The following is a 15045-nucleotide window of genomic DNA, read 5'->3' on the forward strand; positions in this document are numbered from 1 at the left end:
ACGAAAAATAGCGTACCTGCCCACATCATCCAGAGGTAGGTACGCTTCTCTGTTCAGAACTGCTTATATTTAGCAGATCTATGGATAACCTTTATGGACTTATTCACCACCAGCGTGACGTAAATGACGTCCAGAATAAAGGTAAGGATATACATCATATTTAATAATAAGGAGTGTGGGTATAGCGAGTAGCAATAAAGTGATGCACACACGGTACCAATCATCTTGGCGTAGGCGATGTATTTAGATTGCCCGTACAGATCTAGTTCGATCACCATTTTGATAAACAGTATGGACATCATGAGGTTGATTCCAAAAGCGGAATACTTGCCCTGGGGATCGTCAAATTCGATAGCCATTCCATAGTGCAGCAGAAGAGCAATAATAAGTAAAGAGAAGACAATCGTTTGCATACGCCATTTTGGATATAAGTTTTTTGAATAATAAAGAAATTGGAATAAGATGAGGCAATCTAATAGAAACCATACGATGGATATGATTTGTTGGAGCGGGTGAAAGGGCATAACGAAGGAAAATAGAAATTCCCAAGTGATATTTGCGCACAGAGCGGCGATTGGCATCCCACAAGTTCGATCCCGAAAGCCTTTATATATAATGATTATATAAGTGATTGTCCAAAAAAAGGCAACCCCAAACTGCAGAAGCTGCTCGACTTGTTTTGAAAAAAGATGTTCCATACGGAGTGAATCGCATCCTTTCAGGGAGTTCTCCTTCATAGATATGATTCAATTAGCTTGTCTATGCCTGTATAAATGAAAACAACCCAAGGAGGAGCTCCTTGGGCAATTAATCGTACATATTCATGATTAGTACTTTTACGATTCTGGTGATGTTCGATGTAGAGACATGTTCTTGCATTCCTCGTCGTGAGCGTTCTGGATGATCTCTGCAAAAGGTGCTCGTGATTCATGTGTGGTTGTCTTGTTCTCTGCTAATTCCATGGTCCAGACTAATGGTTGCATCGACATTCTCAATCGTTCATCATAATTTGTGCTTACTTTTATTTCATCAGAAGACCGCTGTTCGGGGGTATCTCTCTTACATATAATAGGTAAGGATATCCATAGAACGGATACGAATAAACTGAAACCAATTAAATTCCATATTATCGTGACCATATGACCACTCGCTTTTCAATGATGTATAGGACTATTATACCACTACATGTTATATTTTGTAATAACTTATCGAAAAAAAGTAGGACAAATGGAATGGCGGACCTAGAATTAATATCATCCCTCCTTTCTAGGAAATTTCGGTGTTTTTTTCATGCATCAAAGGCAAGAGAAACGAATTCAGGCTGACGCATGGAAGGCAACCGCGAGCATAGCGTCGATTAACCCAGAAAAGGTCTGAAAATTTTTAATATTGACACCTCAAAGGATCTATTTCGTAGTATAGTAATAGTGTGTAATATGGTAAATTTTATATGATGTGAGGGTTGCGGATATGGCAATTATTGATGTAGCGAAATTTGATGGTCCTTCTGACATATTGGTATGGAGATTTCCGAATCAGGAGTTGAGCACATGGACTCAGCTCATCGTAAGTGAACAACAGGAAGCGTTGTTGTTTAAAGGTGGGCAGGCGCTGGACCTTTTCGGAGCAGGCAGACATACGTTAAAGACGCAAAATATTCCACTTCTCTCCACCTTTGTGAACCTGCCCTTTGGGGGGAAATCACCTTTTGCGGCGGAAGTATGGTTTGTTAATAAGCTTAGCAAGTTGGACGTCAAGTGGGGAACGCCTACACCGATTCAACTGCAAGAACCTAAATATCAGATGTTCGTATCCGTACGATCCTTTGGACAGTTTGGCATACAGATAGAGGATACACGGAAATTTTTGCTCAAGTTAATAGGGACGGTTTCGGAATTCGACCAAACATCGCTTGTCAAGTATTTCAGAGGTATTTTGATGATGAATATCGTTGAAATTATTTCGGAGTATTTGGTAACATAAGAAAATTAGTATTTTAAACATTAACGCGTATGTAACGGAAATATCTAAGCATATGGAAGAACGTATTAAACCTATCTTTCAGGAATATGGCCTTATCCTGGTTAATTTCACAGTCGATTCAATCAACATTCCAGAAAATGATCCTGCCACGGCTCGTTTAAAAGAAGCTTTGGCTAAAAAAGCGGAAATGGACATTATTGGATATACATATGGGCAAGAGCGAACTTTTGATACGCTAGAAGGCGCAGCGAAGAACCAGGGAAGACCGTCTATGTATGCGGAGGCAGGACTTGGATTTGGGATGGGACAAGTAGTCGGTTCGTCGCTAGGCAGCTTGTTCTCGAATAATCTGTCAGGAACGCCCGGGAATCCTGCTCAGCATGTAAACTGCAACAAGTGTGGAGCTACCAATGTGCAAGGAGCTAAATTTTGTATGGGATGCGGAGCCTCCCTTCAGGTAACGGTGCCGCCTGCGCCTGAGACCGTAGCCTGCAGTGGGTGTAGTCAACCTATTCCCGTAAGTGCAAAGTTCTGTCCCCATTGTGGAGATGCCTACCGCCCGTGTCCAAGCTGCAAAGCCGACAATAAGGAAGAGGCGCTTCATTGTACGCAATGCGGGACAAACTTTCAGCTGACCTGTGGTCAATGCAAGCAGACCGTACAACCAGGACAGAAGTTTTGTTTCGAATGCGGGCATAGTTTAGCATGAGTGGGGGATTCTCTGTGAAAGCGAATCGTTTCCCTATTCTGATATTAGGTATTGGCCTTATCGTGATGATAGCTGTATTCACAGGGATAACCCCATGGAGAACAGATTTCTGGCAGGGGTTAATCTCATTTGCTGCTCTTTTGTTCGCAGCGGCGATCTGTTATCAAAGTGTGTACGTCGTAAGTAAGGTTACCAGAAAGGAAGAAACAGTCGCCGGTTTTTTGGCGGTAGTTGTATTAAGGAGTTTATATGCGCTAGCAGTCATTTTCCATATTGTTTTTTTCTGGATGAGTGTAGGGGTTTCTTTATATGCCTATATCCTCATTCATTTGATTACACTAGCCATATGGGCTATGGGTACGAGCATTTTACTATGGTTTAATGGCTATGTTAGGCGTCAAGAGGAACACACAGAAGCCCTTACGCGGCTTGTTAAGCAAATGCAGCTTAGTTTACGTGCTATGAAACAGCAGCTAGAAACGAAGAAAGAAGCTGAGTATGGACAATTAAAGGCCGAGCTGCAGCAGCTTAGCGAGAAGGTGCGGTTCAGTGATCCCCTATCAAGCCTCTCAATGAAGGTTTTAGAAGACAATCTGCTTTGGCAGATGGAGGCACTGGAGCAATGTGTGCAGCTGCTTATAAAGAATGAGGCGGACATCGGGAATGTGGAGCTTTCCCGCAAACTCATTGCTGACATCACGAACGATTTGTCCAAAAGAAACAGCCAATTAGTGGCTTTAAAATAAGGGGGAGAAGGACATACAGACTGAATTTAGTGACAAGCCGGCTATTAGCAATACTGTGACTGGTATTTTCTTACTTTTGTTTTTTCCAATAGGTGCCATTCTTACTATCATTCGTTTAATCAAGCATCGCCATTTGAGTTATCAGAAAATTGAAGATTCACGAATATTTATTGGTATACTTCTTGTCTTATTTATTATGATATCAATTATGGATTTAACTATGTTGCCACAAAATAAAGGAGCAGCGATATCAGGTACTTTTACAAGTTCTCTATTCTTTTTGCTTCCTGCTCTATTGATAAATAGGAGAAGAAAGAAGAACCTTAAGAAACTTCAGGCGAGATACGAGTATTATCGTAACCTCATTATGGTACAAGGAAATAGATCCATTACTGGGATAGCGGATATTAACCAACTGGCTCCCGCAACTGTTAAAAATGATTTCCTGCGCATGATTAATAAAGGTCTGTTAACGAATTGTTATATGGATGAACAATCGATGAGAATCGTTTTTTACAATGATAGGACGACGCAGAATGGGGAAGTCGACAATCCAATCATCGAGCGTGATGATTGGATAAGCGATAATGGCCCAGAGTCCCCTCAGCTGTTGCCGAAGATGGTGGAATGCTCGGGTTGTGGTTCAAGCAGCCTGCTTCAACCGAGTGAAATTAAACCGTGTCCTTATTGTGATACAAGTCTGACTTATCGCTGAAATCTGGTTTAATAATTCTATGGTATTGTCGTTGTCCGAATGAATGAAAAAAATGATGAAGTCAAGGTGGCTTTTATTCATTAAAAAGCAGCTGGATCGCTTGAATGCGGTGCAGTTTCTTTTTGTTTTCAAATCGTGTAGGGGAAGGTGCTAGGCAACTTCACAGAATTGTCAAAAAAATAATTGTAAATAAATTTTTAAGGCTGGAAAATTTGAATTTATAGTCTAATAGTATTAGTCTGAAGGGGAGGGATAACCAATTTTTGCTAAGAAAACGCGGATCTTGTCGAATGGAGTGAAAAATCATGTTTAAACTTACGATTCGTAAAAAGCTTTTGCTTGTATCTTTCCTGTTATTAGTTGTACCTATTATAACGTTAGGATTAGTGACCAATAAGCTATCGGGGGATTCAACCCATGCCCTTGTTCAAACGGGTCTAAAAAATAACGTAAGATTAGCTGTTGAGATGTTGAATGCGCTGGATAAAGATGTGCAAAAAGGGGTTCTCACAAAAGAAGATGCTCAGAACCAACTACGTGTTATGCTGTTAGGGGAACAACGAGCTGATCATACAAGACCGATTAATAAACAAATCGATTTGGGGGAAAACGGATACTTTTTCGTTCTCGATGAGAAAGGAGAATTACTGGCTCACCCACTGCTTGAAGGTCAAAATATTTGGGACAAGCAAACAGCGGACGGTACCCGTTATATACAAAATATGATTAAAACGGCGCAATCAGGCGGCGGCTTTACCTATTATGATTGGCCGCTTCCTAATTCAAAGAAAGAAGCCAGTAAGCTTACTTATAGCGAACTAGCAACCTCATGGGGATGGATTATTAGTGCAGGTTCCTATATGCAGGATTATGATTCGGGTCAACGTCATATTCTCTCCGTTCTGTTAATTACTTTGGGGATCTGCACAGCAGTAGGAATAACGCTCTTCACTTTATTCGCCCTTCATATCTCTAGACCGATTATCCGTGTAGCCGATCAGGCAGAGCGTGTGGCTAAAGGAGATTTAAGCGGTGAGGAAATTATAGTCTCCAATCGTGATGAAACGGGGCAGCTCGCTGTTTCTTTCAATTCATTGACCAATAGTCTGAGAGAGCTTGCAGGGAATCAGCTTTTGAGCGCCAATGCGTTAGCGTCTTCCTCTAAGACCCTTTCTAGCGTAATTACAGAAACGACGCAAGCGGTGAATCAGACTTCGCATGCTATTGCGGAAGTGGCAGCCAGTAATGAAACACAGGCGAGTAGTATTGAGGAGACGTCCAGAGCGATGGAAGAGATGGCGACTGGCATCCAGCGAATTGCAATCACATCAACTACCGCATTCGAAGCATCATTCGGCACGCTTAAGGAAGCGGAAAATGGCAATGAATTAAGCAACAGATCCACGGTGCAAATGACTGCCGTAAGCAACACCGTAGGAGATTTGAGTGGAATTATCCATCAATTGGGCGACCGTTCTCAGCAGATCGGGCAGATTGTAGAAGTTATTCAGGAAATTTCAGCACAAACGAATTTATTAGCGCTCAATGCCTCTATTGAAGCTGCGCGAGCTGGTGAGAATGGCAGAGGGTTTGCTGTCGTAGCAAGTGAAATTAGGAAATTGGCGGAAAGATCCAACGATTCTGCGACTCGGGTGGCTGAGCTGATTGAAGACATTCAGAGTGATATTCATGATGCTGTGGGCTCTATGCAAAAAGGAGAACATGAAGTGGAAGTGAGTGTTGCAGCTATTCGCGAAACAGGAGATGCCTTCACTCGCATTTTGCAAGCGACACGCAGTGTTGTGGAGCAAGTAGAAGAGGCCTCAGCAGCAGCGGAGCAGATGTCCGCTAGTTCGCAAGAAATTGCGGCTGCCTTACAGGAGATGGAGCGAGTATCGTCCAACACGGCAGGAGCAGCGCAGAACGTTTCTGCGGCCACGGAAGAGCAGTTAGCTTCGATGGAAGAAATTGCTTCATCTGCACAGAAGTTAAGTCAAATGTCAGAACAGATGAAACAGTTGGCGAATAAATTTAAAATGTAGCTGGAATGGACCTAAGCTCAAGCTGAAATCATGCTTGAGCTTTTATTTTTCTGGCTTATGCAAAGGGGCTGGACGTTTAAGCTAGTAGTTTAATAGTATCTAAATTGGTATACTAATTATCAGGGAATTATCATAGGATATAACTCGCAAGTCCCAATTAATTAAATATCATACATGTTTCCCATAATAAGGATTTTAGCGCGGTGGGAGATTATAAATATACGGAACTGCTCTTACCCTCAAACCCTAAATTGCGTATGCTTCTGTAACTAAAGAAGTATAGGAAACGAAGTTGTTATCCGTGGAGGGCAGCTCATAACTCGGAGGGATTGTCTATGATTGTAAGTACAAAACTCCATATCCCTCATGTTCGCAGCTCATTGGTATCCCGGCCTAGGCTGATGGACAAGCTTAATGAGGGAATGAAAGTCAAATTGACTCTAGTTTCCGCCCAGGCTGGGTATGGGAAAACAACAGCTTTAAGTGAATGGGTAAGACAAAGCAGCAACCTCGTGGCGTGGGTTTCTCTAGATAAGCAGGATAATGATGGCATTCCGTTCTGGAGTTACGTTCTTGCTTCCATCCAGGAGAGAGTTCCTGGGTTTGGCTTGGCAGTAGGAGACCTTCTTGAAAAAGGTTCCTCGGTACCTTTGGTGTCTGTGATCGGGGCATTATTAAATGAGCTGAATGGATTAACGAGCGAACTCGTAATCATCCTTGATGATTATCAGTTTATTGAACTTCCCGCTATTCACGACTCTTTGAGCTATTTGCTTGAGCGATTGCCTACCCATGTTCATCTTTATATGGCGAGCCGCAGCGATGTGGCGATACCTACCGCCAGACTCCTGGCCAAAGGTGAGTGCCACCAAATTGTCATGCAGGATTTGCGCTTTCAACTGGAGGAAGGGCTTGCCTTTTTTCGGGATACGACGGATTTAATGTTAACGAAAGAGCAGGTGACGGAGCTATTCCATCAGACGGAGGGCTGGATCAGTGGGCTGCAGCTAGCGGCAATTTCTTTGAAGCGCAGTGATAATATAGCAGAGTCCATTCATCGATTTAGTGGCCAACTGCATCATATATCCAATTATTTGCTGGAAGAAGTTTTATATCATCAATCGGAGCCTTTACTCACCTTCTTACTGAGAACGTCCGTTTTAAGCCGAATGAATGACTCTTTGTGTCAGGCTGTAACAGGTCAACTGAACAGTCAAGAACAACTGGAAAGATTAGAGCAATTAAACTTGTTCATTATACCTTTAGACGATCAAAGGGACTGGTACCGATATCATCATTTGTTTTCTGACTTTTTGCAGCGCATACTGTCCCGGACATATCCAGATGAATGGGTACAGGCGCATATTGATGCGGCGTGTTGGTTGGAGAGTCATGGTTTGGATGAAGAAGCGATGGAGCATTTTTTAGTGGCTAAACAATATACAGATGCCATTCGATTAATCGAAAAAAATCTACAGACTCTGATGCAATCGAAAAGTGTGGCACTCCATAGATGGGTATCTGTTTTACCGGAAAACGCCTTTGCGGAGAAGCCCATGATTGAAATGTTTTATATCTCTGTCTTGTTGGGAGTCGGAGAATGGAGAGCCGCTTTTAGAAGAATAGAGCAGGCCACCATCCAATTTCAAAGGATGCAGGGGAAATGGAGCGATGCAGAATGGAAGCAGGCAATGGGCAACATGTATTTCTTCTGTTCGGTCGCCTCTTATCTTCAAAAGGACTTGGAGCGAACATCTGAATATTTCGAGTTGGTAGAACAATATATGCCGGAAGGCAGCTTATTTCAAACGATGGGGCGCAACCGATATCAAGGCTATGATTCGTTTGATGATCATTTGGCCATTATTAATGATCTTCATGCGGCGGATGCATTCCTGTTGAAATGGATAACAGCTTGGGTGAACAAGGAGAACTATCCTTTCGTCGGTCTCTTGTATGCTTCTTACAGCAAATTGCTATACGAGTGGAATCGGCTGGAGGAGGCGGAGTTTTATGTCAATCAGGTACTTGGACGCAAGGATCTGCAGCCCTTTGCGCGGATATTGATACCTATTGTCATTAGCGCTTCGCGGATTCACCAAGCCCTAGGAAATTCAAACCGAGCTTCTGAGCTGCTTATACAGTTGAAGTTGCAGATCGACACCCCTGATAATGAATTATTTATGTTGAGAATTGAAGCCGAACAAGCAAGTCTTTCCCTACAGCAAGAATCCGTTGAATATGCGGTTGATTGGTTGCAAAGATGCGGTCTGGCGCATACGGATGAAGTTTCCTTGTATCATGTGCCAGAGCATCTGGTTTTGGCTAGAGTACTTGCAGCATGCGGACAGATGGAAGAAGCGCTGTATTTGTTAGATCGCTTGAACCATTTACTAGGCAAGGAAGATCGACTCCGGGATCGAATTAAGGTCCTCATTCTGCAAAGTGTGACACTTCAGCGTTTAGGTCAAACGGAGGCTGCGCTTGTTCAGTTGGAGACCGCTTTACAGTTGGCAGAACCAGAGGGATATATTCGCAGCTTTGTAGACGAAGGTGCTGAGATGGGCGAACTGCTTTCTGTTTATTTGAAGAATCAGCGAGAAATTCACTTAAGAAATATGCCCTCTGTTTCTTTGACATACGTAGAGCAATTGCTTCAAGCTTTGCTTGTCACGTCGAAAGAAGATGTGTCAATTGAAGCCATACTAACTGGGCAAGAAAAAAGAGTTTTGCGGTTGATCGCGAGTGGATTGTCGAATAAGGAAATGGCTCTTCAGCTGAATATCACAGGTGAAACCGTAAAGTCTCATATTAAAAATGTGTATAGAAAGCTTCGCGTTAATAATCGTGTGCAAGCGCTGCAGCGTGCCCAAGAATTAATAACGGTTTTATGTGCCGAAGAGTAATATATAAGTCATCGCCAGACAAGCTTGGAAGGTCCCTATGGGCTTTCTAAGCTTGTTTTGTATATACATTGGCGAGGATTGAAACGGAGGAGCGGGTGTATCAATTAAAGCGTTAATCATGTAAAATATTTTATACAAATATAGAAAATAATAGAAAGGAAAGGACACTATGAACGCTGTAAACAAAAGAATTTCTGAACTGCATCAATACAACGCGCCGCTAACGGCTAAGGAAGATCTGGCGTCTTATTGGGAATCTACACTGCGGGAGTTCGACGGCAAACCGTTAAACGCTAATCGTGTAAAAATCGATACGCCGTTAGCACATATCGATGCGTATAAGGTTTCATATCACGGTTTTGACAATACGCCGATTCATGGATGGTACTTGCTTCCGAGGTTTGTTAAGCAGGAGAAGCTTCCCTGCGTCGTGATTTTCCACGGATATACCGGAGGAAAAGGATATCCTGAAGATTATTCTCAATGGCTGCTGATGGGGTTGGCCGTATTTGCCATCGACGTTCGCGGCCAGGGAGGAGAAACGGGAAACCTTCTTGAGAACTCTTTCGGAATGACGAAGGGATGGGTCACTCAAGGAATTTTGGACAAAGACAGCTGCTATTACAAGGCTATCACGGTAGATGGTTTAAGGGCAGTTGACTGGGTCAGCGAGCAACCCGAAATAGACAGCGGTAAAATTGCTCTGGCAGGTTCCAGCCAAGGTGGCGGTTTAGCACTGACCACCGCAGCGCTAAGCAGCAAAGCTGCGGTTGCTGTAGCCGGTATTCCGAATATGTGCCACATGGATTTCGGGGTGATGCACTCGGTCAGTTCGTTAACAGAAATCGCAGATTGGTTAGCAATATTTCCGGACAAGCTGGATGCTGTCCTATCGACTTTAAGCTACTTTGACAACCTGAATCTGGCTAATCGGATTCGTATTCCCGTCCTTGTTTCCGTTGGGCTGAAAGATCCGGTCTGCCTGCCGGAGACAGTTTTCGCGACGTACAACCGTATCGCTTCGACAGATAAATCGATTCATGTCTACCCTTTTGAAGGTCATAGTGTGAGTGGATATCATAATCGGTTATCGCTTGATTTTATCCGGCAAAGGTTGCTTTAGAGAAATTACCATGTCTAATTGTGCCAGCTCTGTGGCCGCTCCACCCGCTATAATGAATCCATAATTGGCTGGGCGCTCCATCTTATAAGTTCTCATTATTTAAGCACTCCACGTAGGTGGAGTGCTTGATCTTTTTGTCACGTTCCCTACTCTTTCTTTTCTTGGATAAGAACTTCTTTGGCAGCATGAAGAGCTGAAGCTGCTCGCGGCCAACCCACGTAAAAAGCAAGATGTGTGATCACTTCAATCAGTTCTGCTTCAGAAAGACCATTTTCTTTAGCAAGCTGGAAATGATAAGGAAGCTGGCTGGTATGATCCCCTGCGATTAAAGCAGACAGCGTAATGAGGCTCCGTTCTCTGAGGGACAATTCTTCTCTTCTCCATACATCACCGAAGAGCACATTTTCCGTATAGCTGACAAAGGCAGGGGCGAAGTCCCCAAAGGTTTCGCGAGCGGTGGAGGTGATTGGTTTATGTCTCACGGTCATTCCTTCTCCCTCTTCGATTTAGTAAAAGCACTTATAAAATCATCTGTGCAATTCCTTTTCCAAATGTCCAATCCTCGAATTCCGTTTCATTCAGGACGACAAATACATTGTCTTCCTTGATCTTGCATTGAGATGATAATAACTCGGCCAACTTTTTATAGAAACTGCATTTTTGATCTCTGCTTCTGCCTGACTTCAATGTGATTTGGATATATAGGAGCTGATCGGTTCTGGATGCATTCAAATAATCTTTACTGTAATAAAACTCGCTCTTTTTATGAGCATGGAAAACTTGAAAATAATCATCTTCAGGGACGTTGAAATGTTCAATCAAAGCTTTCAGTATACATTGGCTAATCCTGGGCAAGTCTTTATCCGTGTATTGATTTTCTAAGTAACTTACGCGTACGAATGGCATCTCGTGGTGTACTCCCTTCCTTTTCATAACTTCATTTTACATCTCAATAGTTCATTCGTATAATTGAATTAATTGATAAATATATTCATATTATTAGATGGAGATGAGCGTCTATGGATCTCAAAGAGTTAACGACCTTTCGAACTATCATTGAGGAAGGAACCTTTTCCAAGGCAGCCGCAAAGTTGAATTATGCTCAGTCTACAGTAACCAATCAGGTGCAAAGGCTGGAGAAAGAACTAGGTCTTCAGCTTTTTAAAAGAGGATGGGACGCGGAGTTAACAGCTTCCGGCAAAATATATGCAGATGAGGTCGAGGGACTCATCAAACATTGGAATTTTGTATTAGAGCAAGCGAAGTCTCTGCAAAAGGAAGAAATTGGCGTACTGAATATCGGTGTTACGGAGACGATAACGGCTAGTATACTGCCAGTTGTCCTCCAAAAATTTCGTGCCCTTAAGCCGAATATGACTTGTCATTTTATCGTTGGAAATACGGATTCTCTCACGCAAGCTTTACTTCATAATTGGATTGATTTTGCTATTTGCGCACAGTCTCAGCAACATTCTTCCCTGCAGTTTGAGTTCATATACAACGAGCAAATCTCCTTTATTACATCAAAAAGTCACCCCTTTGCTCAGCAAAGCACACTTCATCTGGAAGATCTGAACGCATATCCGCTTATCATGGGAGGACAAAATTGCTTGTATCATATGCGTTTAGAAATGGAGCTATCGCAGCTTTCAACTAAACCATTTTTTTATTCGGTTAGCCAGATTTCAGCAATCCCGTCTTTTGTACAAAATATCCCTTCGGTTGGAGTTGTTCTTGCCTCATTGCCCTTGTCAGCCGAGGTTGTGAGAATTCCCATCCCTATGACAAATCCTTATATTCCAATTGGCCTCTTACAAAACAGCAAAAAAGAATATTTGTCTTCTACTAAAAATATTTTCTTGCAATTATTAAAAGATGAGCTTCTTGGCTCGGATTTTTCAAATCCAAAAGGTTAAGGTATTTGCGCCTTGGCCGCAGCAATGATATCGCTAATCCTATTTTCGAGCTTAAGGATTTTTTGTTTTTCTTCAATAATTTGGCGTGAAAGGGAGAGGAGAGAGGATAGGGAGCTCAATACCCCTGAGGGATCTTCTTTTTTTGCGGCTAGTTTAAAAGCGCTCCAGTTGGGGGACATGCTGGCTTTGGATGTTCGGATGGCGGTTTGCTTGGCTTTGATCTGAGTTTTAACCATGGGGATGTCCGCTAGAGAAGTGCGAAGTTTTTTTTGTCGTCTTTGTAGTAGTGCCTTTCGCGGTTTGCAATGCTTTTTCTTTGGTTCTGATATCCAGTCGCGCCAATTGCACAGGGATTTTCATAGCAGCGGCTTGAAGGCGAAGCAAGCCGCTGAAGTCTTTGCTTTTCAGCAATTTTGCGGCTTCGATCTGTTTATTAAGGGCGGTATATTGAGATAATAGTGGTTTATACCGTTCCCTTGTTTGTGCGATATCCGCTTCTAATTTGTCTAGTTTAGCCGAATCGACTTGTTTTAATTGCAGATTGAGTGTGTTTAAGGCTTCTTCGTTCCTGTCATGCAGGGCATTGATTTTCACATCCCAGTCCTGTTCTTGTGATTGAAGCATGCGGAATTCATTGTACTGGGAATTGATTTTGTTAGCCTGGGACTGGCCTGCGCCAGCCATTGTCTTGTCCAGTGAGGATTGGATCGTGGATGTGAATTCGATGGGCTGCGCAGCAGCAGCAGCACCTGCTGGAATGGCTGAAGCCAGCGCCAGCGCTGTGAGTAAAGCGGTTATATTTCGCATGTAAAGCCTCCTTTGAACCGATTGGTTGATCGTCGATGGCCTTATCAGACAACAAAAAAAGCACCTGCAAGAAAGGCGAATCGCCTTTTCTTACGGGTGCTTCCATCGTAAGCCATCGAATTGAAGATATAAGAATTACTATACAAGACGCGGCAATCGGTGTCAACCGAACGCAGTATTTGCGCTAACCCATAGAAGTACCTTAAACTAACGATGACTGAGAAACAAAACGAAGACGGAAGGAACGATAGGATGAGCCAGCTTTCCATTAATCAGATAAAGAGGTTTAAAAACGATATTACTCGTTTTATGATGATGTATAAATTTGCACTGGATGAAATGGAGACAAGAATTGAGATTTTAGTGCAGGAGTTTGAAATGCTGCATGAGTATAATCCTATTGAACATACCAAGTCTCGCTTGAAATCGCCTGAAAGTATTTTTAATAAGCTTAATCGCAAAGGCTGCAATATTTCTTTTTCAGGTATAAAGGATAACATTAAAGATATTGCAGGTATGCGCATTACGTGTTCATTCGTATCTGATATTTATGTGATTAGCCAAATGCTAAAAAATCAAGGTGATCTTAAGGTCGTGGAAGAGAAGGATTATATTAAATATCCAAAGCCAAATGGCTACCAGAGTCTTCATCTTCTAATTGAAGTCCCTGTGCATATGTCAGACCGCCAGGAAAATGTCTGTATGGAAGTACAAATTCGCACGATTGCTATGGATTTCTGGGCTAGTTTGGAACACAAAATTTATTATAAGTACAATCAGGAAAATCAATGTGTTCCAGCGCGGCTCTTAGAGGAATTGAAGCAGGCCGCATCCGCTGCTGCTGCCTTGGATCAGCAAATGGAACGTCTGCATAAGGAAGTTGAAGTGCTTAAAGAGGAGCAGTCTGAAATACCTGCGGAGAAATTGAATCGAATTATTATCAACAATCAGCAATTTGCACTGCCACAGGCTCTGCTCGAACTCCTGGATACTAATCAGACTGACTGATCTCAACGCCTTCATATTCATTTCCTCTAGAGCAATTCCAAAACAATTCCGTGTATGCGGATGTGCGGGAAAAGATGGATATGAAGTACTCCGATATTTCTTAATGGATTTTCCTGTCAGAAGAGTGCCTAACAGGCGCTCTTTTCTATTTTACATCCATTTAATCACCATTTTATAGATTTTAATCCTTTATTTATAAGTTACTAAGTTGTTAAGTAAATGACGCCTGTTCGTGGTATAATAGAAAGATTGGAAAAGGAAAGGTGTTGCAGGCACATGAATACATTTGAAGATTGGAATCAAAAGGTAAAGACAACGTTTAATGCAACAAGCAATGAAGTGGTGCTAACGGTTATGGAAGCAGGAGAATCCTTGGGTCTTTCAAAAGATCAAATGAAGCTCTATGTGGATAAAAATAAATTAACCAAAGTTCCCATTATGAGAAGTGTTCATCGTTATCTGTTATTGAAAAGTGAAATCGATGAGATCATGAGCAAACAATGAGCCATATCCCTCAAAACTATGCAAACCATAAAAGGATACATCCCCTATTTCACATGATACTCTCGCTGTTGATATTGGTGCTATTCGTCTCCTCTATCTTCGAGCTTGTTCGTTCGTTTTGTTCAGGAATTCCTGTTTTTCCGGCGTTTCTCATGCTGCTTGTTTCTTTGATCGTACTTATTATTTTCTTGCTCCTTCGTTCTTACCCATTAAAAGCGCAGGATCGAGCGGTTCGGGCAGAGGAAAATCTTCGTCACTACGTCCTAACGCAACAGCTATTTGATCCAAGACTTACTATGGGTCAAATTGTTGCTCTCCGTTTTGCGTCCGATAGCGAATTTCCTGCACTCTGTCAGAAGGCGGCTGCGGAAAATATGTCGCCAGACGCCATAAAGAAAGCAATCAGGTCATGGAGAAGCGACTACTATAGAATCTAGTAAGTTTCTTCTGCAATGAAGATATAGGCACGTTCCCTTGGGACGTGTCTCTTTGCACATAGCATTTATATGCTGCGGTTAGTACATGAGATGACCTTCTTAGATTTTTTATGTAAAAAACGTAACCTTGTTCATGGCTCTGCTAAGCA

Annotated in this window: 16 protein-coding genes; 11 read left to right on the top strand and 5 right to left on the bottom strand. The window is 42.4% G+C overall.

The window, feature by feature from the left end:
- Positions 1–53: 53 nt before the first annotated feature.
- Entirely contained in the window at positions 54–698 is a 645-nt protein-coding gene (locus FU659_RS36395; protein ID WP_147948535.1) for a transmembrane-type terpene cyclase, read from the bottom strand.
- Between the two features lie 772 nt (positions 699–1470).
- On the opposite strand from FU659_RS36395, the gene FU659_RS38325 reads away from it, so the two are divergent.
- From FU659_RS38325 to FU659_RS16220, 7 genes are all read left to right on the top strand, one after another.
- Positions 1471–1983 carry an SPFH domain-containing protein gene (locus FU659_RS38325; RefSeq protein WP_315971327.1) on the top strand — a complete coding sequence of 171 codons (513 nt, stop codon included), beginning with the start codon at positions 1471–1473 and terminating at the stop codon, positions 1981–1983.
- 52 nt (positions 1984–2035) lie between these two features.
- Positions 2036–2692, top strand: a complete 657-nt coding sequence (locus FU659_RS38330) for a double zinc ribbon domain-containing protein (protein ID WP_315971328.1) — start codon at positions 2036–2038, stop codon at positions 2690–2692.
- Between the two features lie 14 nt (positions 2693–2706).
- Positions 2707–3438, top strand: a complete 732-nt coding sequence (locus tag FU659_RS16200; RefSeq protein ID WP_147948536.1) for a hypothetical protein — start codon at positions 2707–2709, stop codon at positions 3436–3438.
- A gap of 367 nt (positions 3439–3805) precedes the next feature.
- Positions 3806–4153, top strand: coding sequence for a hypothetical protein (locus tag FU659_RS36400; protein WP_222708562.1), 348 nt, complete (start codon positions 3806–3808; stop codon positions 4151–4153).
- A 305-nt stretch (positions 4154–4458) separates the two neighbouring features.
- On the top strand, positions 4459–6195 hold the full coding sequence (locus FU659_RS16210) for a methyl-accepting chemotaxis protein (protein WP_147948538.1): 1737 nt from the start codon (positions 4459–4461) through the stop codon (positions 6193–6195).
- A 335-nt stretch (positions 6196–6530) separates the two neighbouring features.
- Positions 6531–9101: a winged helix-turn-helix domain-containing protein gene (locus tag FU659_RS16215; RefSeq protein ID WP_147948539.1), complete on the top strand. Its 2571-nt coding sequence runs from the start codon at positions 6531–6533 to the stop codon at positions 9099–9101.
- Between the two features lie 169 nt (positions 9102–9270).
- Positions 9271–10224 (top strand): acetylxylan esterase, encoded by a 954-nt coding sequence (locus FU659_RS16220; protein WP_147948540.1) that lies wholly within the window; start codon positions 9271–9273, stop codon positions 10222–10224.
- 146 nt (positions 10225–10370) lie between these two features.
- Here the strand turns inward: FU659_RS16220 and FU659_RS16225 are convergent, their stop codons facing one another.
- Entirely contained in the window at positions 10371–10706 is a 336-nt protein-coding gene (locus tag FU659_RS16225; protein ID WP_147948541.1) for a carboxymuconolactone decarboxylase family protein, read from the bottom strand.
- Positions 10707–10743: 37 nt separating this feature from the next.
- The gene (locus tag FU659_RS16230; RefSeq protein ID WP_147948542.1) at positions 10744–11130 is read right to left on the bottom strand and encodes a tautomerase family protein; all 387 of its coding nucleotides are present in this window, start codon (positions 11128–11130) and stop codon (positions 10744–10746) included.
- Between the two features lie 113 nt (positions 11131–11243).
- Between FU659_RS16230 and FU659_RS16235 the strand changes: the two genes are divergently transcribed.
- Positions 11244–12140 (top strand): LysR family transcriptional regulator, encoded by an 897-nt coding sequence (locus tag FU659_RS16235; protein ID WP_147948543.1) that lies wholly within the window; start codon positions 11244–11246, stop codon positions 12138–12140.
- Here FU659_RS16235 and FU659_RS16240 read toward each other — a convergent pair.
- Complete coding sequence (locus FU659_RS16240) at positions 12137–12376, bottom strand: hypothetical protein (RefSeq protein ID WP_147948544.1); 240 nt, start codon at positions 12374–12376, stop codon at positions 12137–12139. The two genes, FU659_RS16235 and FU659_RS16240, sit on opposite strands and share 4 nt — an antisense overlap.
- On the bottom strand, positions 12369–12947 hold the full coding sequence (locus tag FU659_RS16245; protein ID WP_147948545.1) for a hypothetical protein: 579 nt from the start codon (positions 12945–12947) through the stop codon (positions 12369–12371). The genes FU659_RS16240 and FU659_RS16245 overlap by 8 nt, the downstream gene beginning before the upstream one ends.
- A gap of 252 nt (positions 12948–13199) precedes the next feature.
- Here FU659_RS16245 and FU659_RS16250 point away from each other — a divergent pair, with 252 nt between their 5' ends.
- From FU659_RS16250 to FU659_RS16260, 3 genes are all read left to right on the top strand, one after another.
- Complete coding sequence (locus tag FU659_RS16250) at positions 13200–13955, top strand: GTP pyrophosphokinase (protein ID WP_147948546.1); 756 nt, start codon at positions 13200–13202, stop codon at positions 13953–13955.
- 276 nt (positions 13956–14231) lie between these two features.
- Positions 14232–14459 carry a helix-turn-helix domain-containing protein gene (locus tag FU659_RS16255; protein WP_147948547.1) on the top strand — a complete coding sequence of 76 codons (228 nt, stop codon included), beginning with the start codon at positions 14232–14234 and terminating at the stop codon, positions 14457–14459.
- On the top strand, positions 14456–14896 hold the full coding sequence (locus FU659_RS16260) for a DUF6526 family protein (RefSeq protein ID WP_147948548.1): 441 nt from the start codon (positions 14456–14458) through the stop codon (positions 14894–14896). Before FU659_RS16255 ends, FU659_RS16260 begins: the two co-directional genes overlap by 4 nt.
- Positions 14897–15045 lie beyond the last annotated feature (149 nt).

The sequence above is a fragment of the Paenibacillus sp. N3.4 genome (assembly GCF_008017805.1).
In the GTDB taxonomy this organism is placed as follows: domain Bacteria; phylum Bacillota; class Bacilli; order Paenibacillales; family NBRC-103111; genus Paenibacillus_E.